This is a genomic window from Halomicronema hongdechloris C2206, assembly GCF_002075285.3.
Classification (GTDB): domain Bacteria; phylum Cyanobacteriota; class Cyanobacteriia; order Phormidesmidales; family Phormidesmidaceae; genus Halomicronema_B; species Halomicronema_B hongdechloris.
This window is the reverse complement of the sequence record NZ_CP021983.2, coordinates 5,278,003-5,302,703: the sequence shown is the minus strand read 5'-3', so window position 1 is coordinate 5,302,703 and position 24,701 is coordinate 5,278,003. Positions and strand designations below refer to the sequence as shown.

General features: G+C 58.3%; 10 protein-coding genes and 1 pseudogene. 9 read left to right on the top strand and 2 right to left on the bottom strand.

What is annotated here, in order from left to right:
* Positions 1 to 202: 202 nt before the first annotated feature.
* The 9 genes and pseudogenes from XM38_RS24160 (at position 203) to XM38_RS24125 (ending at position 20,142) form a co-directional block, all read left to right on the top strand.
* A complete protein-coding gene (locus tag XM38_RS24160) occupies positions 203 to 2,419 on the top strand; it encodes an AMP-binding protein (RefSeq protein WP_080805125.1) in 2,217 nt (738 codons plus the stop codon).
* Positions 2,420 to 2,436: 17 nt separating this feature from the next.
* Complete coding sequence (locus tag XM38_RS24155; RefSeq protein WP_088431332.1) at positions 2,437 to 8,841, top strand: type I polyketide synthase; 6,405 nt, start codon at positions 2,437 to 2,439, stop codon at positions 8,839 to 8,841.
* Positions 8,838 to 9,782 (top strand): DUF6208 family protein, encoded by a 945-nt coding sequence (locus XM38_RS24150; protein WP_088431330.1) that lies wholly within the window; start codon positions 8,838 to 8,840, stop codon positions 9,780 to 9,782. The genes XM38_RS24155 and XM38_RS24150 overlap by 4 nt, the downstream gene beginning before the upstream one ends.
* Positions 9,783 to 9,897: 115 nt before the next feature.
* Positions 9,898 to 12,546 carry a two-partner secretion domain-containing protein gene (locus XM38_RS24145; RefSeq protein WP_088431328.1) on the top strand — a complete coding sequence of 883 codons (2,649 nt, stop codon included), beginning with the start codon at positions 9,898 to 9,900 and terminating at the stop codon, positions 12,544 to 12,546.
* A gap of 30 nt (positions 12,547 to 12,576) precedes the next feature.
* A complete protein-coding gene (locus XM38_RS24140) occupies positions 12,577 to 15,582 on the top strand; it encodes a two-partner secretion domain-containing protein (RefSeq protein WP_187329532.1) in 3,006 nt (1,001 codons plus the stop codon).
* Positions 15,552 to 16,073: pseudogene (locus XM38_RS27315) on the top strand (POTRA domain-containing protein); the annotation flags it as partial. The gene XM38_RS24140 and the pseudogene XM38_RS27315, both read left to right, overlap by 31 nt.
* Before the next feature lie 269 nt (positions 16,074 to 16,342).
* Positions 16,343 to 17,389 (top strand): ShlB/FhaC/HecB family hemolysin secretion/activation protein, encoded by a 1,047-nt coding sequence (locus XM38_RS27310; protein WP_256995727.1) that lies wholly within the window; start codon positions 16,343 to 16,345, stop codon positions 17,387 to 17,389.
* A gap of 53 nt (positions 17,390 to 17,442) precedes the next feature.
* A complete protein-coding gene (locus tag XM38_RS24130) occupies positions 17,443 to 17,640 on the top strand; it encodes a hypothetical protein (protein WP_137455220.1) in 198 nt (65 codons plus the stop codon).
* Between the two features lie 144 nt (positions 17,641 to 17,784).
* Positions 17,785 to 20,142 carry a CHAT domain-containing protein gene (locus XM38_RS24125; RefSeq protein ID WP_137455219.1) on the top strand — a complete coding sequence of 786 codons (2,358 nt, stop codon included), beginning with the start codon at positions 17,785 to 17,787 and terminating at the stop codon, positions 20,140 to 20,142.
* Positions 20,143 to 20,161: 19 nt separating this feature from the next.
* Here the strand turns inward: XM38_RS24125 and XM38_RS24120 are convergent, their stop codons facing one another.
* Together XM38_RS24120 and XM38_RS24115 are read right to left on the bottom strand one after the other, a co-directional pair.
* Positions 20,162 to 21,334 carry a DUF928 domain-containing protein gene (locus tag XM38_RS24120; protein ID WP_088431320.1) on the bottom strand — a complete coding sequence of 391 codons (1,173 nt, stop codon included), beginning with the start codon at positions 21,332 to 21,334 and terminating at the stop codon, positions 20,162 to 20,164.
* A 165-nt stretch (positions 21,335 to 21,499) separates the two neighbouring features.
* Positions 21,500 to 24,673, bottom strand: a complete 3,174-nt coding sequence (locus XM38_RS24115; RefSeq protein WP_088431318.1) for a TIR domain-containing protein — start codon at positions 24,671 to 24,673, stop codon at positions 21,500 to 21,502.
* Positions 24,674 to 24,701: the final 28 nt, after the last annotated feature.

Sequence of the window (24,701 nt, the reverse complement as noted above, 5' to 3'; positions counted from 1 at the left end):
GTCTGGCAGAGGACTGTCGGAGTAGAACGACCGCTGCCCAGGGTGGCAGGAGTGTTGATGGTGGGGCGGCGCTAGGGTCTAGAGAGCCATCTGGGATGGCCGCAAAGGCAGCGCTAGGCCAATGGCAGGTATCGTCGCTAGCCATCTACGGCTGTAGCGAGATGTATGAGTTGAGAGCACACCGTATAGGTGAGATGAGGTGATGAAGAAGGGTTCTGCACATATTCCCTCGGCCCTGTCTACCATGGTCGATTTGTTGGGCTGGCGAGCTCAGTGGCAGCCGCAGCGGTTGGCCTATCGATTTCTTGTGGATGGTGAGACTGAGGTACAAAGTGTCACCTATGAGGTGTTGGATCGACGGGCCCGTGCGATCGCACATCGGTTGCAAGCTCTCAACTGCACTGGTCAGCGGGCTTTACTGCTGTATCCGGCAGGGCTAGACTACATTGCCGCCTTCTTCGGATGCCTCTATGCCGGCACCATCGCCGTGCCGGCCTATCCACCCCGGCCTAATCGTTCTCTGGAGCGCATTCAAGCCATCATCCATGATGCCGAAGCCACCATTGCCCTGACTGACGGCGCCATTCTGCCCACCCTGGAAAAACGCTTCGGCGACTGTGCTGATCTGAAGGGACTGCATTGGCTGAATACCGACGCTGTAGATGATGCCTTAGCCGATGATTGGTCAGGGGTTGAGATTGGCAGCGATAATTTGGCCCTGTTGCAATACACCTCTGGCTCCACGGCTGCTCCGAAGGGGGTGATGATCAGCCACGATAATTTGCTGCACAACTCATCTTTGATCCATCAATCCTTTCAAGACACCCCCGACAGTGCTGGGGTCTCTTGGCTGCCGCCCTACCACGACATGGGACTGGTGGGAGGCATCCTGCAGCCCCTCTATGTGGGGGCACCCATGACCCTGATGTCTCCCGTGGCCTTCTTGCAGAAACCCCTGCGCTGGCTGCAGGCCATTAGCCGTTACCAGGCCACCACCAGCGGTGGCCCCAATTTTGCCTACGATCTGTGTGTGCGTAAAACTACTCCTCAGCAACGAGCCGAGTTGGATCTAAGCACCTGGCGCTTGGCCTTTAGCGGGGCTGAGCCCATTCACCATGAGACCTTAGCGCACTTCGCGGCCGCATTTGCGCCAGCGGGCTTCGATCGACGGGCTTTTTACCCGTGCTACGGCATGGCCGAGGCCACCCTGTTAGTCAGTGGAAATCGTCCGGGACAGCCGCCGCAGCATTGCACCGTTGATAGTAAGGCCCTACGCCATCACCGGGTGCTGACCGCCGCCGCTAGTTCCACAGACGGCTCGACAGAGGCTCAGGTCTTTGTCGGCTGTGGCCAGGCGGTACGCGATCAATCCATCGTCATTGTCGACCCAGACACCGGCCGGGCCTGCCCCGCCGATCGGGTCGGGGAAATCTGGCTAGGCTCCTCCCGCAGCATTGCCCAGGGCTATTGGCAGCAACCCCAGGCAACGGCCCATGCTTTCCGGGCCTACCGCCGCGACACTGGGGAAGGTCCCTGCCTGCGGACAGGCGACCTGGGATTTCTCAGGGACGGGCAACTCTACATCACCGGTCGCTTGAAGGATTTAATTATCATTCGGGGACGAAATCACTATCCCCAAGATATTGAGGCGACGGTGGAAAAAGCCCATGAGGCCCTGCGGCCAGGGGCAGGAACCGCCTTTTCAGTCAACATCGCCGGGGCTGAGCGCCTGGTGGTGGTCCAGGAGGTGGAGCGCCGTCATCTCCGTCACTTAGAGCCAGAGGCGATTGTGGCGGCGGTGCGCCGTCGAGTTGCCGAGGGCCATGATTTACAGCTCTATGCCTTGGTGCTGCTGAAAACGGGGAGCCTGCCCAAGACCTCCAGCGGCAAGGTGCAGCGCTATCTCTGTCGCATTGGTTTCTTAGATCAACACCTGCAGAGTGTCTATACATGGGAAGATGAGACTCTGGCTGGTTCCCTGCTGCAGCAGGGCGCTGCAGGGATGCGGCCTGATGATGGTGTCGCCACCGTAGCGCTACCCCCACCCACGGAGCGCACTGCCATGGCCATGCAGGATTGGATGGTTGCCTGGTTGGCCCAGGCCCTGAGACTGCCAGTGACGGCTATTGATGCGACGCAACCGTTTGCCGAGTTCGGGCTAGATTCGATGACGGCCATAGAACTGGTAGAAGCCTTGGAGACGGCCCTGGGTCGTCCCCTATCCCCGACGTTGGTGTATGAATATCCTACTATCGCTGCCTTGGCGGGTTATTTAGCCGCCCCCGCCGACAGCCCTGCCCATGCTAGTCATGCAACGACCCTCACCCCAGATGACCCGGAAGTGGATCAGCTCGTTAGAGAATTAGAGATGCTGTCTGATAGCGAAATCCAGGAATTGCTGGGTAAGCAAGGCCGATAGTGCTCGAGGGTTAGTCTGTGGATGATCTGGCAAGGCGAATTGCAAATCTATCTCCAGAAAAGCGAGTCCTGCTGGAACTTCAGTTGCTGAAGAAAAAAGGCATCCCTGAGCCTATCGCTATCGTGGGCATGGGCTGTCGATTTCCAGGGGCCAGGAGCTTGCCGGGATTTTGGCAATTGCTGCGAGATGGAGTCGATGCGATCGCATCGGTCCCCCCCGATCGCTGGAGCTGGCAGCAGCTCTATGACACCGATCCCAGCGCCCCTGGCAAGATGTACAGCCACCGGGGAGGGTTCTTAGACCAGGTGGATCGGTTCGACCCGCTGTTTTTCGGCATTGCCCCCCGGGAGGCCAGTTACATCGATCCACAACAGCGCCTCTTTCTGGAAGTGGTTTGGGAAGCCCTAGAAGATGCTGCCCTAGAGCCATCCCGACTCAGCGGCAGCCAGACCGGCGTCTTTGTCGGCATCTCCACCAATGACTACGGGCAATTTCTACTGGCCCATCCCGAGGCCGTAGACACCTACACACCACCGGGTTGGCCTCCCCCCATGGTGGCCAATCGCCTGTCCTATCTGTTGAATCTGCGGGGGCCGAGTCTGGCCATCGATACCGCCTGCTCCTCCTCGCTAGTGGCCGTGCATCTGGCCTGCCAGAGTCTGCGGCAAGGAGAATCTTCCCTGGCCATCGCCGGGGGGGTGAATCTAATTCTGCGCCCAGAACTGACCATCGGCTTCAGTAAATTGACAGCCCTCTCCCCTGACGGGCGCTGTAAAGCCTTCGATGCCAATGCCAATGGCTTTGTGCGCTCGGAAGGAGCTGGTGCCGTGGTGTTGAAACCCTTGGGCCGTGCCCTAGCCGACGGGGATCCCATCTATGCCGTGCTGCGGGGCAGTGCCATCAATCAGGATGGTCGCAGCAACGGCCTCACCGCCCCTAACCGGGAAGCCCAGGAAGCAGTGATTCGCCAGGCCTATCGCCAGGCCGGGTTAGCCCCCCACCAGAGTCACTATATTGAGGCCCATGGCACTGGCACCCTATTGGGGGACCCGATCGAAGCCAAGGCCCTGGGCAATGTCCTCACTGACAATCAACCCCCAGCCCAACCGGTGCGGCTGGGCTCCGTTAAAAGCAACCTGGGCCACCTAGAGGCTGCGGCTGGCATTGCCAGTCTGATCAAGACGGCCCTCTGCTTACACCACCGCACCCTAGTGCCGAGCCTGCACTTTCAGCAGCCCAACCCCCACATCCCCTTCGATCAGTTGCCCCTGCAGGTGCAACAAGCGTGTGAACCTTGGCCCAGCCAAGGGGAACGGGCGACAGCGGGGGTGAGTGCCTTTGCCTTCGGCGGCACCAATGCCCACGCCGTATTACAGGCTCTGCCAGAGTTATCTGCTGCGGCTGCGACCATCGATCGGCCCCGACATCTGCTCGCCCTACGGGCTAAAACCGAAGCGGGGTTGCGGGTCATGGCCCAGCAGTACCGTGACTTCCTGGCCACCACCTCGTACCCCCTGGCGGATATCTGTTTCACGGCGAATACGGGCCGAGCCAGCTGGCCTCCTCACCGTTTAGCGGTGACGGGAGAGACTCCCCAGGAGATGGCCACTCAGTTGCAAACCTGGGTGACTGCCGGGACAAACAATCTACCGGTTGGGCTAGGGTCACAGACACCGACTGTCGTCTTTTTATTCACGGGCCAGGGAGCCCAATACTGGGGCATGGGGCGTCGCCTGTACGATACTCAACCAGTGTTTCGGCAGGTGCTGGACCGGTGTGCCGAGATTCTGGCCCCCTATCTGGAGCGCTCCTTGCTGTCGGTGCTCTATGGAGAGGATGGCTGCCACCGGGTGCACCAAACCGCCTACACACAACCGGCCCTGTTTGCCGTTGAGTATGCTCTGGCCCAACTCTGGCAGTCTTGGGGCATTCGGCCAGCCGCTGTCATGGGCCATAGCGTCGGCGAGTATGTGGCTGCCTGTGTGGCCGGGGTGTACTCCCTGGAGGCCGGCTTAAAACTGATTGCCCGTCGGGCTCAGCTGATGCAATCACTGCCCCAAACTGGCACTATGGCGGTAGTCTTCGCCGATCCAGACACGGTAGAGGCGGCACTAGCGCAGCTTTCCGAGGGAGCTGCTGCCTATCAGCAGGGCGCTGAGCAGAGGATATCCCTAGCCGCCCTGAATGGCCCTGGCAATACTGTCATCGCCGGTCACCAGCAGGCGGTGGCACGAGTCCTGGAGGTCCTAGCCAGCCAAGGCGTTGACGCCAAACCCCTGCAGGTCTCCCATGCCTTCCACTCGCCCCTGATGGAGCCGATCCTGGATGCCTTTCAGCACGAGGCCAGCCAGATCGCCTATCAACCGCCGCAGATTCCCCTGGTGTCTAATGTAACTGGGTGCTTACTGGCCCTTGGGGAAGTCCCTGATGCTGGCTACTGGCGTCGCCATACCCGTCACCCCGTGCGCTTTGCCGAAGCCATGGCCAACCTGCATCAGGCCGGTCATCAGTGGTTTTTAGAGATTGGCCCGCAGCCGGTCTTGCTGGGCATGGGGCAACGGTGTTTGCCTACCCAGGCAGCCACCTGGTTGCCCTCCCTGCGTCGCGGCCATGACGACTGGGATATCCTCCATAGCCTGGCCCAGCTCTATGTCGGCGGCAACCCGGTCGATTGGCAGGGATTCGATCATCCCTACCCCCGCCGTCGTCGAGCCGGATTGCCCACCTACCCATTCCAACGTCAGCGCTACTGGTTCGAGCCTACGCTGGTCAAACCTGCTTCCAAACCAAGCCCCTGGACTCAGCCGCCGCAACCCCTTCCCAATTGGCTGTATCAGCAAGTTTGGCAGCCCTTCACCGAGCCGGCAGCAGCGATGCCCTCGTCTCCGCAGCGTTGGCTGTTGCTGGTAGAGCCTCAAGGGTTAGGCCAGTCGTTAGCCCAACACCTGAGCGCAGCTGGACATCAGGTGCTGCAAGCCTGGCCAGGGGACACCTTCGCCTACTTGGGCCAAGACACTTACTGCCTCAATCCCCAGCAGCCCCAGGATTTCCAGGCGCTACTGCAGCATCTAGAGGCGGAGCCACAGGGTATCGTCTATCTCTGGGCCCTCGCGGCTGAGGCCGATGACAGCCCTGACTGCCAGGCCGTCTTGCACTTACTCCAGGCCCTGGTGACGGCTCGGGAGCATCGAGTCTCGGGATATGCCCAGGCATCCCGGCTCTGGCTGTTCACCCGCCAGGCCATGGCGGTGACAGACACAGACGCTGAGGTAAATCCAGCCGCCGCCTGCCTATGGGGTTTGGGACGCACCATTGCCCTGGAACATCCCGAACTATGGGGAGGCCTGATCGATCTGGACGCCACGGTTCCTGAGACCGCTGCCGCTGCCCTAGGAGCGTGTCTTCAGTGGGCGTTTACTGAGCAATTGGCCTGGCGCCAGGGCCAGCTCTACGCCGCTCGGCTGCAGCCCCTGCAGCGGCCAGCCGCACCGATGGCCATTCCGATTCAGGCCCAGGCTACCTATCTGATTACAGGCGGCACTGGTGCTTTGGGGGTACAGGTGGCTCAATGGCTGGCTCAACAGGGCGCCCGACAGCTGGTGCTAGTCAGTCGCCATCCCCGCCCTGACCCGGCCCTAGATACCCTGACCCAGATGGGCATACAGGTCAGGCTAGAGGCCGTTGATATTACCGATGCGGCGGCGGTAACCACCTTGGTCGACCGAATTCAGACGGAGTTGCCGCCCTTGAAGGGGGTGTTGCATCTGGCCGGTCGCCTGGATGATGGTTTACTACGACACCAATCCTGGTCGCGGTTTCAGGCTGTGCTGGCGCCGAAACTAAAGGGGGCTTGGCAGATACACCAAGCCACTAAAGATATTCCCCTGGACTTCTTTGTGGGGTTTTCGTCCCTGGCGGCCCTGCTGGGGCCTCCGGGCCAGGGTAGCTATGGCGCTGCCAATACTGGGCTGGCGGCAATCATGGCATACCGTCGCCAGCGAGGGCTACCGGGCCTGAGCCTGAGTTGGGGACCCTGGGCTGGTGCTGGTATGGCTACTGCCGGAGTGCAAGAGCGCCTGCAGTCCCAAGGGATTGAACCCTTGGCCCCGGCCCAGGCGTTGCCCTGCCTGGGGCATCTCTTAGGCTGGGCGGATGCCCTACCGGCTCAGGTGGGGGTTGCAGCCATTGATTGGGCCGTCCTCAAGGGCTATCTGCCGGGGTCTCCCTATCTGAGCTCCCTGATAGACACCAGAGTCTGCGGTGCCATCGGATCAGGCGATTACCGATTGCGGCAGGAATTGTTGCGGCTGGATCAGGCTGAACGCAGCCGGGCCCTACAGCACTATTTGCAGAGGCAATTAGCTCGGGTCATGGGCCATGAAGGGACGCTGGCGTGCGATTCGCAAACTTTGATGGAGCTGGGCCTAGATTCCCTCATGACCATGGACCTGCTCAACACCTGCCAGCGGGACCTACAGTTGATGCTCTATCGGCCGGGAGGTCTAATGAAGCACCCCACCCTGGATGCCCTCAGTGCCTACTTGGCCCGAGAATTGGCCCGCTCCCAACCCAACCCAACGGCTGCCCCTGACTCGGAGCCAGTTCCCTCCCTAGGCGCCCATCTCTGGCCCACCCTCGTCGAGGCGACACCGCCACCACGGCGCAATGGTCGGGCCGTCTTTTTGCTCTCCAGTCCCCGCTCTGGCTCCACCCTGCTGCGGGTGATGCTGGCCGGCCATTCCCAGCTATTCTGCCCGCCCGAACTCCATCTGCTGCCCTTTCAGACCCTGGTCCAGCGCCGCCAAGCCCTGGGGCAAAGCTACCTGGAGGAAGGGTTGCAGCGGGCTTTGATGGACCTGATGGACCTGGATGCTGCGGCCAGTGAGGCCCTGTTACAGGAATGGTTGACTTTGGGCTATGGCGTGGCCGACATCTACGACAAGTTGCAACAACTGGCGGCTCCCCGACTATTGCTGGATAAGTCGCCCACCTATGGCTTTAGCCTGGCGGCCCTGGAGCGGGCCGAGCAGCTCTTTGAAGACGCCCGCTACATCCATCTGGTGCGCCATCCCTATGCGGTGATCGACTCCTTCGTGCGCCACCGCATGGAGAAGCTGTTTACTCTGGATACGCTGGCCCATAGGGATCCGTACCGCATCGCCGAACAGGCCTGGTGGGAGAGCAATCACAACATTCTCCAGTTTCTGCAACAGGTGGGACCTGACCGTGGCCACCAGCTCCGATACGAAGACCTGGTCAGGGAGCCAGAACCGATCCTACGGGATCTCTGTGACTTTTTAGCGGTGCCCTTTGATCCGGCTGTACTGGCCCCCTATGAGGGCAACCGCATGACTGATGGGGTGCAGGCCCAGTCGCGCAGCATTGACGACCCCAGTTTTCACCGCCGCCGCCAGATCGATCCGACTCTGGCCCATGCTTGGCAGCAGGTACAGTTGCCCCATCCCTTGGGGGACAAGGCTGAGGCTCTGGCCCATGACTTGCACTATCCCCTGACGACTACTCCATCACCGTCCAGCCCGACCGCATCACCCCTGGCTACCATGACGGAGCAGCAGCTCACGCTGCGGGGGCTCTCTCTCTGTCTCTGTACTTGGGGGCCAGCCTCGGCACCCGTGGTCCTTTGTCTCCATGGCATTTTGGAGCAGGGGGCAATCTGGGATGCGATCGCATCGTCTCTGGCAGCCCAGGGCTATCGAGTCATCGCCCCGGATCTGCGAGGGCACGGGCGCTCTGACCATATCGGAGCAGGCGGCAGCTATCAGCTACTGGACTTTGTGGCTGACATCGATGCCCTACTGCAGGCCCTAGACAGACAACCTTGTCTCCTGGTGGGTCACTCAGTGGGGGCGGTAATCGCCGCCACCCTGGCCAGTGCCCGGCCCCAGCTGGCCGATCGACTGATACTGGTAGAGCCCATCGTGCCCGATCGCGATGACACCGACACCCAGCCGCAACGGCTGGCGACGCAGCTCGATTACCTCAGCAGCACCCCTAGCCATCCAGTCTGGCCAGATTTGACTGCAGCTACCCATCGTTTGCAACAGGTGATCCCCCAGCTCGATCCGTCTCTGGCCGAGGCCCTGGCCGGTCGCGTCACGGAACCCTGGGAAAGTGGCATTCGCTGGCGCTGGGATCCGCGCTTGCAACTGCGCACCAATGCTGGTTTGGGCAGTGCCGTCTTCAGTCGCCGCCACTATCAGCAGTTGCTGGGCCAGATTCAGGTGCCCACTACCCTGGTCTTCGGTAGTCACAGTCGGTTCAACCGGCCCGAGGACCTGGCCCTACAACAAGAGGCCCTAGCCGAGGCAGAACAACTGCAGCTGGATGGCGGGCATCATCTGCCCCTAGAGACCCCAGCCGCCTTGGCTCGCATCCTACAGCAGCGAGGCCCTTTGCCATGAGCAGGCCATCCTGGGATGTCCTCTGGGAAGTTCCCCTGGGGTTGCTGTCTTTCCTCTTTTCCCGAGCCTTAAAGGCCACCCTGACCCTGCTGAGCCGTTATTATAATCCGGCCAATCGCAAGGCCAAACCGGACTGGCAGGTGGTCTCCGCCGAATTTCTGGCCAGCCCGCTGAAGCTGCTGTGGACCATGAGTCGGGCCCGCTGGAATCTCCATGCCTTAATTGCGATCGCAGGTCCATTTACCGTCCAAACCAGCTTACAACTTGATACCGCCTCCCTATTCCGCTCGGCCCCCTCCTGGACCGCCGTGATATACACCCTGCAGGGCTTCAAAACCCTGACCAGCATCAGTTCCCTCACCACCGACCCCACAGATTCCCCGGTAGAGATATCACTGCCACCAGGGCGCTATCTGGTGGGGTTGCGCCATTACCACTGGTCTGATCCGATTGAGCTGCCGGCCATTACAGTCGATGGTCAGTTGGCCCTAACTGCTGAAACTCGACCGGCTCCTCCCGATGCCAACTGGTTTTACCGCGATCTGATCCAACGGCGTCGCTGGATTCACCGCTGGCTAAACTACTACGTCTATCCGCTGCTGCGCTATCGCCATTGGTTGCCGGCCCGCTTCGTGCACGATACCTTTCTGCCGGTCCCCAATCCCGAGACCCACTTCTACTTCGGTGCCCTCGCCCCCGGAGAGAGGCTCACTATACAGCTGGCTCCAGCCCTATTCAACGACTATGCCGTCTACCTCAGCCACTACAGCCGCGATTGCTTTCCCTTGGACTGGTATCCCCTGACGGTTCCAGAGCACCGCATCCCTGCCCTACCTGAGAAAACCCTATATATTCTACGGATTCATCCCAAACATCGAGAAGCGGTCCCCCTCCAGACAACCTGGGTCGATCTAAGCCCTGAAGCCACGACCCAGCCCTAATACCTCCTGCCTTCTCCACCCTTGACCGGTTGAGCAGTGTAACGATCGCTTGCGTTGTCGAATAGTCAGGCTGTACTATCCCTGCAAATCTCGTGCAGTCTATCCCCCAGGAACCATGGTGCAAGCCTACTGGTGCCGGTTTGGTGTTTCTTCATTCCTGGGTGTTGTCTCCCTTGGAGTCGGTATCACCACTGGTATGTCTGCCGCAGGGGCGCAGTTAATCCCCGATGCCAGCCTCGGAGCAGACAGTTCTGTGGTTACCCCCAATGCTGTCATCAATGGCAGTGGTGCCACGCGCATCGATGGCGGGGCCCAGCGGGGCGCCAACCTGTTCCACAGCTTCCAGGAGTTCAGCGTCAATGCTGGTCAACGGGTCTATTTCGCCAACCCTCTCGGCATCGACACCATCTTGAGCCGAGTCACCGGGGGGAGCCTGTCTACCATCGATGGCCTGCTGGGGGTAGACGGTGCCGCCGACCTGTTTCTGCTCAATCCCCATGGCGTCCTCTTCGGTGCCAACGCCCAGTTAGATCTAGACGGCTCTTTCTTCGTCAGCACCGCCAACAGCCTGCCCCTAGCCGATGGCCATGAGTTCAGCGCCATCCCTTCTCCCGGTGGAGACCTGCTGAGTGTCAGTATGCCCTTGGGGGTGCAGACCTGGACGGCTCCTCAGGGCAATATTGCCGTACGAGGATCCTTAGCGCTGGCTCCCGAGCAAACCCTAACCCTGTTTGGCGATACTGTCACCAGCAGCGGCAGCTTACAGGTGCCTGGCGGCACTGTGCAGGTGTTAGGCAATCAGGTCAATCTGCAAAACAACGCCAGCATCAATGTCTCTGGGCTGACCGATGGCGGCACGGTTCTAGTGGGTGGGGACTATCAGGGACAGGGAACCATTCCAACCGCCGGCAGAACCACAGTGGCACCAGGCGCCACCATCCGAGCCGATGCCGGAGAGTGGGGCCAGGGAGGGCAAATTATTATCTGGGCCGATGAAGCGGCTGACATCCAGGGCTCGCTCACAGCCCGAGGCGGCACCCTAGGAGGCGATGGTGGCCTAATTGAAACCTCGGCCAAGGACACCCTGCATGTCACCGCCCGTGTTGACGCCAGTGCCCCCAGTGGCAGCGGCGGCCTCTGGCTGATCGACCCCACTAACATCACCATCGTGCCCATGGGTGTCACTGGCATCGACATCAGTATTGTGGGGGCGGATCAGATTAACTTAGCCCTCAATAATGGCACCAGCGTCACCATCACCACCAACATTGGCGGCAGCGAGGCTGGAGACATCACTCAGGAACCAGGTGCGGTCATCGAAAAGACAGATGGTGGGGCGGCCACCCTCACCCTAGAAGCAGACAGAAATATTTTGATTCAGGCTGATATTTTGTCTATGGCGGGTCCGTTGCCTGTGATCTTGTTAGGAGATCGCGATGGCGATGGCGACGGCAATGTCAGTATTGCTCCCTTTCCCTCAGGCTCTGTATCAATTTTGAGTAATGGCGGCGATATTTCCATCACGGGAAACGCCAACAATATTGAGTTTGGCAACGGCGTCGATCTTTTCTTGGCATCCATTGAGAGTGACGGCGGCGATATTTTCATCACGGGAAATGCCACCATGGATGCCATTAATGGCGTCTCGTTAACATCGTCAACTATCGAGAGCGGCGACGGCAAGATTTCAATCAGAGGAAATGCAAACACCGGCTCTGGCAACGGAGTCACTATTTCCTCAACATCCATTGAGAGTAGCGGCGGCACTATTTCGATTACAGGAAGCAACAGCAATTCAACCTTTGGCTCTGGGAACGGAGTCAGGCTTTTCGCCTCGCCCATTGATAGCGATGGGGAAAATATTGAAATTGTTGGTAATAGTGTCAATGGCATTGGAGTGTTTATTGCCATGGAAGATATTACCAGCAGTGGGGGCACCATCTCTATCACTGGAATGGGTGATTTCAATGGAATATCTACATCTTCTGGGCCAACTATTGATGCCGATCAAGGAAAAGTTTTGCTGACTGGGAACAACATTAGTTTCGGAGAAGATACGACCGTTGAAGGGGAAACTGTCAAGATAGATGCTGGCGATAGACTCGATTTATTTTTCAATAGCTTAGTATTTGCCACGGATCTGATTCAGATTGAGGCCGATCGATTACGGGCCTTGGATTTTGACTCATTTACGTCTACAGTATTTGTCTCCGACACTGTCAATGCAGATATTATTTCCGACAATCAACTGAGCTTAAATGTGGCCCAAATTGAGGGGTTTATCTTCCAGGAGGGGCTGAGTTTCGATGAACTTAGGAATAACTCCACCAATGACATCAGCCCTCCTGGAGCCACTGCTGACAACACCGGAGACGATGTAGAAGCAGACGATGGCTATCCTGACTTGCCCGCAGAACCAGCCTCCGAAAACCTGACGCTCAGTAGCGCCATCGGGTGCAACACCGACGATCGCTTCATTGTCTCCGGGCGGGGTGGATTGCCCCCAGGGCCAACCGATCCACAAGCCGCTGACCCTGTGGAGATTCCCTGGGTGGCTGTCGATGAGGAGTTGCCAGCGGTGACGACAGAGGCCCTACCATCCATCACCCGGTCAGACACCAGAACGGAGCAACTGCCAAGGCTAGTGGAAGCCCAAGGCTGGATCACCGATGCCGATGGTCAAATATATTTTGTGGCGGACGCTTCCTCGATAACGCCTCGAAGCCTGACTGCCGCTGTGCCGTGTAATGCCTGGCTCCCGTGATACGGTTGACTCATTTCTGAAGGTGATATCGTGCGACTCCCTGCGTCCTACTGCTCGATTCAACTCTGTTGGGGGCTAGTTGTCCTGGCAGGCAGTGGGGTATCAGGGACAGGGTCGGCAAAAGCACAACTGATTCCCGATGCCAGTCTGGCAGGAGAAAGCTCTGTCATTACCCCTCATGTCCTGATTAACGGGAATGGTGCCATTCACATCGATGGGGGTGCCCAGCGGGGTGCTAACTTATTCCATAGTTTTCGGGAGTTCAACGTCAACACCGGTCAGCGGGTCTATTTCGCTAATCCCCTCGGCATCGACACCATCTTGAGCCGGGTCACAGGGGGGAGCCTGTCTACCCTTGATGGGTTATTAGGGGTAGACGGTACCGCCGATCTGTTTCTGCTCAATCCTAATGGCATCCTGTTTGGGCCCAACGCCCAGTTGGACGTCAGGGGCTCCTTCGTCGCGACGACAACTGAAGGAATCGACTTCGCCGATGGCCGTGAGTTCAGTGCCATCCCTGCCGCCGGGGAGCTGCTGAGCCTCAGTGTACCGCTGGGAGTCCAGGCCAATCGCTTGCCGGTGGGAGATATCATCACCGCTGGTCGCTTGGAAACGGGGCAGGACCTGATCCTGGGGGGTAAGTATCTATTGCTGACGGGGCAGTTGCTGGCTGGCCGAGACCTGAGCCTCCATGCTGCCGATACCATTGTCATTCGTGATACTCCGGCGGAGGTCTTCTCAGCCCATGCCGCAGGGGACCTCACGGTTCAGGGGGATAGTGCCATTGATATCCTGGCCCTGAACCATCCAGACCACACTCCCTTTGTGAGTGGGGGTGCCCTGCGGCTGATGAGTGATGGCATCATCTCGGGAGATGCTCGCTTTGCCAGTGGTGGCGGATGGTACGTGCTGACTCTGGCGGGAACTCCAGGCGACTTTGTCAGCCTCTATGACCCCATCATCCAGGCCAACGGAGATGTGGTATTCGGCGACTACACTGGAGCCGCCCTGAAGGTGGAAGCCACCGGCAGCATTGAGGGGGGAAATATCCGTATTACCGGACCTGATGTGGGCATTCCTGCCTCCGATCCAGACGTTGACATTCTCAGCACTCTGCCGGCCCTGATTCTGCGGGCCGGGGTGCCCGCCGTGACCAATCCCAATATTGCGATCACCACCGGTGGTACCATCTTTGCTAGCGGTGTCGCCGTCGCGGGATTGCAACCCGGTAGCATCCTGATCGGCGAAGTCAATACCAGTGCCCCTGGGCCTAATGATGCCGGCCCGATTCTCCTGTCCGCCCTGGGCGATATAACCACCGGGGACCTATTGGCCTTTTCTCAATCCTCAGGGGGGGATGCGGGCGATGGCGGTGCCATTACCCTGAGGGCCGAGCATGGCGATATCACGGTCAATGGATCGGTCTTTGCAGATTCCTTTGCCGAAAGCACAGGTGATTCTGGCAATGGAGGCGCCGTTACCTTCATCGCCAGCAATGGCAATATCAGCCTCATGGATGTGATTGCCGCGTCGTCTTTTTCTAAGGATGGGAATGCTGGCAATGGTGGGGATGTGCGCCTGTCTGCTCCCCAGGGGCAGATCATGGGTCCAACGATGGGGTCTCAAATCATTACCTTTGCCGTAGCCGATACGGCGGGACAGGGAGCTGGCTCCGGAGGGGATGTGCTCTTAGAAGCCGGTACCCAGATTAGTAACCTGGAGATTTTCACCCTATCCTCTGATTTTTTCAGTGATGCCGGCAATGTGAGGATTTCAGGGTTTGGCGACCTGCACATTAGCGATCTAGAGATTCGCACCTCCCAGGCGATGCTGCCTGATCTGACCGGGGGAACGATTACCGTCGACGGTGTCGGCCTGTCCGGCAATATTACCGTTGAAAGCTCAGGGAATCTCAGCCTGGAGGAGGTGATCCTGGAAAGTAACACCCAGAGTGGTCTGCCGGCAGGCTTGATCAATATCAGCAGTTCCGGCCGACTCACCGTTCACGACAGTGCCTTTACCAGTAGCACTGAGGCAACGGGAGATGGGGGAGGTATCCGCTTATCTGGCGACGATGGAGTGACGCTCAATTCAACGGAGTTAAGGGCTGATTCCAGTGGCACTGGCGATGCGGGTGGCATTCAGATAGTTAGCTCCGCATCTGGGGACATGGTATTTAATGGCAGTGACCTCACCACCACGACAACGGGTGGTGCCGGTACGGGAGGGCGAATCACCCTGGAATCAGCCAAGGTCATCATCCTCAATGACACCGAGATCAAGGCAGATACTGAAGGGGCAGGCGAGGCCGGTGATATTGCTGTCAGTGATGTGGAGGTGTTGGTGCTGCGCCAGGGTAGTCTAATGCTTGCAGATGCCTTTGGGGATAGTCTCGTAAATGGCGGGGATATCAGCATCTCTGCGGATTTTGTCGTTGCTGTTCCCCAGGAAAACAGCGACATCATTGCCAACTCGATCTTGGGAGACGGGGGCAATATTACCATTTCCGCCAACAATATCTTCGGGTTTACTCAGCCCAGTGGCCTCACCTTCGGGCAGCTTCGCAGTAATACCAGCAATGACATCAGTGCCAGCTCTGAGTTTGGCCTCCAGGGCACGATCGATATCGACACGCTGGATTTAGATCCCAGTCGTGGGTTGGCAGAACTGCCGGTCAATTTGGATGATCCGGCGGATCAAATTGCGGAGGGATGTGGCCCAGATGCCGCCGTCGCCGCCCAGCAGAGTGAGTTTATTGTCTCGGGCCGGGGAGGATTGCCCCCTAGTCCGGGAACCTTAGATGCGATCGCACAGTCCGCCATCTCTGTACCCTGGGTCACCCATGAAGACGGTGCTGCCGCCAGGGTGCCGGATACCCCTGCCGCTGCAGCGGGTTCGCTAGTGGAGGCCGATGGCTGGATTACCCGAGCCGATGGCCAAGTCTACTTCATCGCGGCAGAGTCTGCTGCAGCTCCAGTACCCGCCAGTACCGTGACTAACCAGGGATGTGCACTGGTGTCAGAGATGGAGCCATGAGCAGGCGCATGAGCGTTTACCAATATTGTTGCTGGGGGTGGGGTCTGGCCATCACCTGCAGCGGCAATGGCGTTGGGCCTGCCATAGCGGAGAGTTCACATCCTCCTGGACCTGTCTGGGAGCAGAGCTTCAAGCCTGCCCCAATAGCGATCCCCCAGCCCCTAGCTCAACAGCCCCCGACCCAGCAGGATATTCTCCCCGATCAGCCGGAGCCGCTGCCAGATTCTCTGCCGTTAGAGCCACCCTCGCCAGATCTACTGCAACCGAGCCCGGAGGCCCAACCCCCGAGCCCGGAAATTGCCCCCCCTGGCAATGGAGCCACCCTCGTCATCGAGCGCTTTGAGGTGGTGGGCAGTACGGTGTTTTCCCCTGAGACCCTGGCAGCGGTAACCGAGCCCTTTACCAATCGTCCCGTCACCTTCGCCGAGATTCTCGAGGCCCGCTCGGCGGTGACCCAGCTGTATCTGGACAACGGCTACATCACCTCCGGGGCGATCTTGCCGCCTCAACCCCTGGTAGATGGGGTAGTGCAAATTCAGGTCATCGAAGGCCGCCTGGAAGACATCAAGGTTACGGGCACCCGGCGATTGCATCCCGGCTATATCAGCAGCCGTCTAGCGGTGGGAGCCCAGGCCCCGCTGAATGTGAATCGGCTGTTGAATCGCCTGCAACTGTTACAACTGGATCCGTTGATCGACAGCATTTCCGCCGATTTACAGGCCGGAGTTCGGCCCGGCACACCAATTTCCTGGCGGTGTCTGTGGTGGAGGCCGACAGCTTCGATGTGGGCTACACCCTGGACAATAATCGCTCCCCGGCTGTCGGTAGCCTGCGCCATCAGGTTGAGCTGCGAGAAGGCAACGTCAGCGGCTTCGGCGACCGCCTCACCCTGGGGTATACCAGCACGTCCGGCAGTAAGGGCTTCGATTTAACCTATACTCTGCCCGTCAGCCCCGACAACACTACCCTGGCCGTTGACTTTACCACCACCGACAGCGAGGTGATTGAAGATCCCTTCGATGTCCTAGACATCACGGCGGACTCCGGAGCCCTGGCCCTGACCTTGCGCCATCCCCTGATCGAAACCCCGACCCGGGAAGTGGCCCTGGGATTGCAACTCTCGCGAGAACGCACTCAAACCTTTCTGGGGATTGCCGATATCGGCGGGTTTCCCCTGTCCCGGGGGGCCGATGAGGATGGCCAGACGGTGGTGTCATCCTTAGGCTTCTTTCAGGAATGGACCCAACGTAGCCTTGAGCAGGTGCTCGCGGTGCGATCGCAATTCAACCTGGGCTTCGACATGCTGGGGGCCACCATCAACGAAACCGGTCCCGATAGTCGCTTCTTCTCCTGGCAAGGCCAGGCCCAGTGGGTGAGATTGCTGGCCCCCGACACCCTATTGCTTTTGAAGGGCAGTGTGCAATTGACGCCAGATTCCCTACTGGGGCTGGAGCAAATCGGCATTGGGGGTCAGGCTACGGTGCGCGGCTATCGTCAGGACGAGCTCCTCACCGATAATGGTGCCTTGGCCTCCCTGGAGGTGCGGCTTCCCATCTACCGTAATCCGGAGCATGACGCCCTACTGCAGGTGGTGGTGCCCTTCATTGACTTGGGCTACGGCTGGAATACCGAGGAGGCCAATCCGGATACCAACTTCATCGCGGGGCTGGGGGCCGGACTATTATTTCAGATGGAGGCTCTCCGGGCTCGCCTAGACATCGGCCTGCCCCTGGTGGATACCAATACAGAGGCCAATTCCCTGCAGGAACGGGGCGTTTACTTCACCGTGGATTATGCCTTTTTCTAGCGGCGGGACACCGGTGCCTGTGGAGCCGATTCAAGCTGTGTTACGGGATGATCATGACTCGATTCTCTGGGGTGCGCTTTCTCCTACTGGGGGCCGTGACGATCGTTTTCTGTGTGCTGCTGAGTCCGGCCATTGCCCAGCAAGACCTGTCCCCGTCGACCTCAGATATGTTAGCCGTGGCCTCTCCTGAGGTGGCCCAATCTCCCCCAGGATCTGCGGCATCAGGCCAAAGCCCACTACGACAACGGTGACTATCAAGCCGCGGCCTCGTTACTCCGAGATCTACAACAGCTGTATCTGGATCAGGGAAACCCCCTCCAGGCAGCAATTACCCTGAGTAATCTCTCCCTGGCCCATCAAAAGCTGGGGGGGCATGGGATGCCGCCACCGCCGATTTGACCACAGCGCGTACACTCCTGGCGGAGCAGCCTTCGGTGCCCCTCATGGTCCAGGCCCAGATTTACGATGTGCAGGGGCAATTGCAATTTTCCCAGGGCGAGTTAGAGGCCGCCCTGGAGAGCTGGCAGCGGAGCGAGGCGGCGTATAAACAGGCCGGCGATGTTCAACGGCAGATGCTTAGCCGTATCCATCAAGTTCAAGTCTTTCGGGCTAAAGGGTTGTACCGTCGGGTGCTGCTAACGTTACAGGAATTACAAGCCTTCCTACAGGATCAGCCCGATTCCATCGCCAAGGTCCAAACCCTGCAGTGGTTGGGGGATGCCTTTAGGACCAACGGAAATCTGGCCGAGGCGGAAGATATCCTGCGTCGCAGCCTGGCCCTGGCGGCAGAACTCAACCTCCCTGAGCAGGTGGCGGCAGCCCAGCTGAGTCTGGGCAACCTGGAGCAGAGCCGCTTCGTCGTGGCCTTCGATCAACGGCAAGGGCGGGCAGCCTTAGACCATGCCAATGCTGCGCTGCAAGCCTATCGAGCCGCCGCCGCCATGAATACGGCGGCCATTGCCGCCCAGGCTCGGCTGAATACCCTGGCGCTGTTGACGTCCCCGACCATTGCTCAATGGACATCGGCCCTGCAGTTTTATCCCAGTGTGGAAGTCAGCCTCAGCCAACTCCCCCCTGGCCGTCCGGCCATTTACGGCCATGTCAAGCTGGCCGATAGTTTAATCACCCTGAAGCAAAACACCCAGACTCAGACCCCCCCCTGGCAGGATATCGAGGCCCTGTTGCTGACGGCCCAGGCCCAGGCGGAGGACCTGGGAGACATGCGATCGCACTCCTTTGTCCTGGGCACTCTGGGTAAGCTGTATGAACAGAGAGCCCATTGGCGATCTGCCGAGCAGTTTTCACGGCAGGCCCTGGCCCTGTCTCAAGCCCTGCGAGCCGACGACATCAGCTATCGCTGGCAATGGCAGCTGGGGCGTATCTTCAAGGCCCAGGGATACACCCAGGGAGCCATTGGTGCCTACAAACAGGCCTTTGATTCCCTGCGAACCCTGCGGAATGATCTGGTGGCCGCCAATCCAGACGTACGGTTTTCCTTCCGGGAAAGCGTCGAACCGGTCTATCGAGACCTGGTGGACCTGCTGCTGACCCCCGTCGATGGCACCATTGCCCACCATAAGGCCCACCAGTCCCGGATTAGCCAGACCAATCTAGAACAGGCTCGCACCGTCATGGAAGCCCTACGGATAGCGGAATTGGAAAACTTTTTCCAGGCCGCCTGTGTCGAAACCACCGTCAACATCGATCAGGCCGTCGATCAAGGGGATCCCACGGCCGCCGTGGTTTACTCGATCTTGCTAGACGATCGTCTGGAGGTGATTCTCAAGCTCCCTCGCCAGCCGGCGTTGGTTCACTACGCGTCGCCGGTGCCCCAAGCGACCCTTGGCAACACCCTGGTCCAACTGCGGCGAAATCTACAGCGGGGTTCACTGCAGGGGTTAACCGAGGTTCAAACGAATGGCCAAACGCTTTACCAGTGGCTACTGCAACCGGCGGTCGAGCAGGGCTATCTATCCCCAGAGACGATTAAAACGCTGCTCTTCGTGCTGGATGGGCCATTACGCCTGGTGCCCATGGCCGCCCTCCACGACGGGCGCGACTTTCTCCTGCGCACCTATGCCATGTCACTAATGTTGGGACTGGAATTGCGGGATCCGCAACCACTGCCGGAGCCCGATGACCTGTCTGTTCTAGCGGCCGGTCTCACCACCCCCCCTTCGGAAGAAGCCAATAACTATGTCCCATTGCCCAATGTCAATGTTGAGTTGGACAGAATCCAGGCGGCCGGCTTTTCCGGCACCTTCATCCGAGATGGGGCCTTTACGAAAGCAACTCTGCAACGAGACCTGATGCAAGATGACTACACCATCGTGCACCTAGCGACCCACGGCCAATTCAGTGGTAGCCGCGACAGCACTTATATCCTGGCTGCTGACGGTCGCGTCAATATCGATGAGTTGGGACGTGTCTTCCGTCGGCATCAGCAATCCCCCGAGGACCGCTTGGAACTGCTGATTCTCAGCGCCTGCAAGACGGCTGAAGGGGATGATCGATCGGCCCTAGGCATCGCCGGAGCGGCTGTCCAGGCCGGTGCCAGCAGCACCATCGCCACCCTCTGGAGTGTGGACGACGAAGCCAGTGTGTATTTTACCGAGACCCTATATCAGCACCTAGGACAACCAGGGGTCAGTCGGGCTGAGGCCTTGCGCCGAGCCCAGGTCGCCCTGTTCGATCGCTATGGTGGCCGCCCCCGTTTCTGGGCGCCCTACGTGCTGGTGGGGAGTTGGCGTTAGGTCGATCCTACTCTGACGCCTACTCTATGGGTAAGGATTCTAGCGGGCGGATCACCTGTAACTCAATCTCTGAGTCTGCCGTGATTGCCGAGATCTCACTGCTTTCAGCGGGACTGGCGGTATCAGTGTCAGTTGTCACCGCCTCGGCATCCGCCGTTGTGGTGTCTGATGCTGCCGGCGATGGCAGTAGGGCCTCATAATTGGCCAGTAATTCCTGCCATTCGGGCGGTTGAAAGGTGGCCAGGTTAGACACCATCTCAAACCAGAGTTCGTATTCTAAATAGACCGGGAAGTACTCTCTGGCGGCCAGTTCGTCCAACCGCACCATCAACCTGGGCGGCATCTCAATGCGCTCAACTTGTCCCCAGATGCCATCGGTTTCTAAGCTGTTGTCTGCTGTGACTGATAACGTATCTTCTTGTCCAGATGGTTGAGCCGAGGTACCACTACTGTTAGCTGGCAAACTCGTAATGATAGGGAACCCTGCGCTATTACTATCGACCGAACTATCAACCGAATCGTCTAGAGGTTCAGAAGTACTCTCTGGCTCTGAGACGGTCTCAGCCGACGCGGTTGCAGTGGCAGACTCGGAGGCAACGCATTGGATATTAAAGTTCCAGGCATAGGTCTTGCCGACTTCCAGGGCGATCTCTTCGGGAACCTGAAATCTGACCCATCCTGGGGTCTCTGGCAGCTGTAGGGGTAGGTTGGCAATGGTGCGGGGGGCATGGGGAACAGGCACTTCAGGATTAATCTGGCTCAATTCGAAGAACAGTCGTATGTTCTCGGCAGATTGCCCGTAGGGTACGTAGAGGTAAAACGAAGGGCGGGCCTGGGTGGTTTTTTGCCGTGTAGGCGGGCTTAGGACTACCAGCATGTTAGAGCTGGGCTCCGTGGTGACGTCTGCCGCAGATGCCTGAGAGGCCCCCTGATTGGGCTGCTGCGACTCGCTAGTGCTGCCGAGCTCGCTAGTTCCTGCTACTGGTTGCCCGCAGACTTCTCTCCGGATGGCCCCACCGCGGCTGCGGCCATTGCTGACTTGGCCACCAGTATTACCGCCACCGAAAATAGACTGGATGCGTTCGATTAATCCAGCCTCAGCCTGGGGTGCGATCGCAGCCATGATCGGTACTGCCAGAACCAAGGGTACGAGTCTGCGGACGAGGCGACGACGAAAGGTGGGGGTAGGCATAGCGTCAGAGCATCCTTAGATGACTAGGAGATACGGTAGATAACACCACTAGTACAGAAAGGCAGAAGGCAGAAGGAGAATTCTCGACGTCTCAAGGCTGCTGCCTTTAACCAATAGGGGGCTATTGCCACCGTCGAGCACTAGTAGATGACATCATTCAACACCCTAAGGATTCCGCAGTCGGTGATTTAGAACAGCCACTCCCGTTGCCGTGAGCAGGAAGGTGATCAAAGGGGGAACCAAGGGAATCCAGAGAGCACTACTAACCATCAATATATAAGCTGTGCCATATAAGAGGCCGAGGCTCACAACAATCGCAACTATCAGTCGTCGCGACCGCACGATGCGCCAGAAGATTAGCCCGCCAACCATGGCCCAGGCTGCAATCCAGAGCACCTCTGCCCCCAGGGGCCACCAGCGAATCAGGGGGCGATTATCTAGCACGCGACTAATCAGCTGACTTGCCATTTGTCCCTGTAAAATTACCCCGGGCACCTCGCCATAGGGCGTTTGCCAGTAGTCGGCATTGCGATCGGCCAGATCGCTATAGCCAATTAGCACAATGCGATCTTCCACCCATTGTCTAGGCACTTGATTGGTCAGCAGGTCTGCTAGGGACACCCGCGGAGCAAATTGTCCCGGATCTCGCGCCTTACCAGTATCAGGATTGGGGCCAGTTCTATAGTTCAGCAGGGTTTGATAGCCATTGAAGAAGTCTGGATCCTGGTAATAGGGGCCGCGGCCTAAGGTCAGGTTGGAGATGACTGTCTCGCCAAAGGCCAGACCATCGCGGCGAAATTCATAGGTGTTCCCCACTGGGAGCAAGGGATCAGTGCGGCTGATGGCTGCCTCCTGCTTTAGGTAACGGCTGGCCAGCAGCAAACTAAAGGACCTAGGGGTATTACAAAAGTCAGGGTCAGGGGCCTGCATGATATAGTGACGCCGGATATAGGTAGGACCAGTCATGGTGTCGCTGACCAAATCACTGAAGCCCACCCGTTCCCAGGGGACTTCCGGGGACTTGGGCACCCCTTCGCCCTCATAGCTGGCCTTGCAGAGGGTGATGATGGTGTCTCTGCTGCGTAGGCTGTTAGCCAATTCAGGGGTTGCCGGAAAATCTCGATAAAAATCGAGGCCGATCAGACGCGGCTGATGCTCTGCCAAAATCCTCAGGGTTTCTTGCAAGGCAGCATCAGGAATGGTGCCGATAGTCGGGGCATAGTCTCCGGCAATCAGGCGCTCTCGCAGCAGGGAACCACTGTTCTCATCGACAGTCACGATCAAGAATCGATCATCTGGGGCTTCATTGGGCTGTCGTCGCAACAGATGGTCATAGGCCTGAAGTTCAGCTCCTTGCAGTACCCCCAACAGGCGGGCCGCTAATACGAAGACGGTAGCCATGGCCCCCATCAACGCGGCAGAGCGCAGTTTGATCCGCCGAAACGGTAGGGCCTGGCTGGCCTGGATATAGGTTCGGTGGCGATCGGTGGGCGGCGGTGTCTGTTGGGCAGCCTGCTGTAGCCAAGTGCTGGCATTAGTCAACTCTCGGCTGCGCAACAGCAGGCTATCGTCATGGCCAGACTGTTCCCACTCCAGGGCCTTAACCAGCAGGCGAGTATGGGCCTGGACATACTCTGGATTGCTCTTGAGCATCCGGTACAACTCGCCAAAGTTCGTCAAGAAGTCGCCGTCATGGGCAGTAAAATCCACCCAAAGAGAGGCTGCTAGGGCAGTCGGTATCTGCAGCTGCGCCAGCGGCTGGTATGAGACGGCAACAATACGCTTGCAGAGGGTTTGGGCCCAGTCCAGCTCTTCTAAGCAACTAGTCGACGTCAGCGAACTGGGGGAGACAATCAGAATAAAGTTTTCTGCATTCTCAATCCCCTGTCTCACCTGGGCCCGATATTCTTGGTTGTCTGCCCATTTGCTCTGTTCAAACCAGGTACTTTCCCCTTGCACTTGCAGGGTGTCGTTGAGGCGGCGGGCAAAATCTAGGTCTTTTTCGGAGCAGGAAATAAAGACATCAATGGTAATATCAAGCGGCTGCTGCCGGCTGGTCTCAATGAAGTCTGTCTGAATAGAAACCGGTGGATGTTGGGGATGCTGCTTAGCCACCGTCAGCCAAGACTCGGCCTGCCGCAGCTCATAACCGCGCAGCAAAATACTGGGATTTTGTCGCTGTCGTTGCCACTTCAAGGCCTGAACTAACAGCCGCTTGTGGGTGTCGTAGTAGGTGGCTTCCCGGTTCAGAGCCCTGATTAAATCGCTCTCGTCAGACCAATAGTCTGAGGGTTGAGTGTTATCGCTTAGGTCAATGAATTGCAGGACTCGCAGCGGTTCTGGCACTGTTTCTAGGTCAACCGGGCGCACCAGCAGCGGAATAATCCGCTTATTCAGGCGCAGGGCATAGTTTAGTTCGTACTGACAGTAGTGCGATCGCAACGACGCCGGCGACAACAAATAGATCAAATTATCAGCCGCCTCAATCCCGAGATCGATGGCCGCCTGAAAATCTACCCCAGTGCGAATATCACTCCAACTGGTCCAAGTCGTGAACCCCATCCGCCGTAGCGACAGGTGAACTTCTCGGGCGATCGCTGCATCCTCCTCCGCATGACTCAGAAAGGCCTGAGTCATGTAATTATTGGCATTTTTAATGCTTTCGGTGATGAACTCGCACTGCAGATCTGTGGGCCAGCAGGGCGATTGAACCTCCCTAAAACGAGTTTTGAGCCAGGCTTCCGCCTGTTGTAGCGATTCACCCGCCAGCAGATATTGGATTTGTCTTTGATTCCGCTCCCATGTCAAGGCCTGGCTCAACAGAGTCGTATGCTGACGCACATAGTCACGGGACCGCTGGAAGATATCTAACAGCCCTTGAAAAGACTGGTCGAAGTCATCAATGCCTTCGCGACAATAAACCCAGTTGATTTTACTGATGGCCGGGTGCATGTTGGGGAAACTGGAATGTTTTCCAGCCGAGCGGAAAGTGTCCCAGTCAGCCGCAGTTCCCTCTGGATTTCGCTCCTTCCAAGTGTCGTAACTAATCTGCTCAACGTGCAGTAATGGAATGATACGTTTGTTGTGCTTCAGGGCTCGCTCGACTTCTAGCAGACAGTAAGCCGAGTTGATGGAGTGCGGGGCAATGACAAAGATGAAGTTATCCGCCTTATCAATGGCATCATCAATTTGCTTCTGATAATCAACCCCTAAGGGAATATCCTCGAAGTCAACCCACACTTCAATTCCCGACTCAAGCAGCCGATCACTGAGCTTACGGACGAACTGTTTACTGTCAGCTCGTCCGTAGGAAATAAAGGCATCCTGTATCGGATTCATGGCATCTCAGATAGGAATGGCGTAGAGG

Bases quoted from the DNA above. Each gene is read 5' to 3' on its own strand.
- XM38_RS24160 (WP_080805125.1), top strand. From the start codon at position 203: ATGAAGAAGGGTTCTGCACATATTCCCTCGGCCCTGTCTACCATGGTC.
- XM38_RS24150 (WP_088431330.1), top strand. From the start codon at position 8,838: ATGAGCAGGCCATCCTGGGATGTCCTCTGGGAAGTTCCCCTGGGGTTG.
- XM38_RS24145 (WP_088431328.1), top strand. From the start codon at position 9,898: ATGGTGCAAGCCTACTGGTGCCGGTTTGGTGTTTCTTCATTCCTGGGT.
- XM38_RS24130 (WP_137455220.1), top strand. From the start codon at position 17,443: ATGACTCGATTCTCTGGGGTGCGCTTTCTCCTACTGGGGGCCGTGACG.
- XM38_RS24120 (WP_088431320.1), bottom strand. From the start codon at position 21,334: ATGCCTACCCCCACCTTTCGTCGTCGCCTCGTCCGCAGACTCGTACCC.
- XM38_RS24115 (WP_088431318.1), bottom strand. From the start codon at position 24,673: ATGAATCCGATACAGGATGCCTTTATTTCCTACGGACGAGCTGACAGT.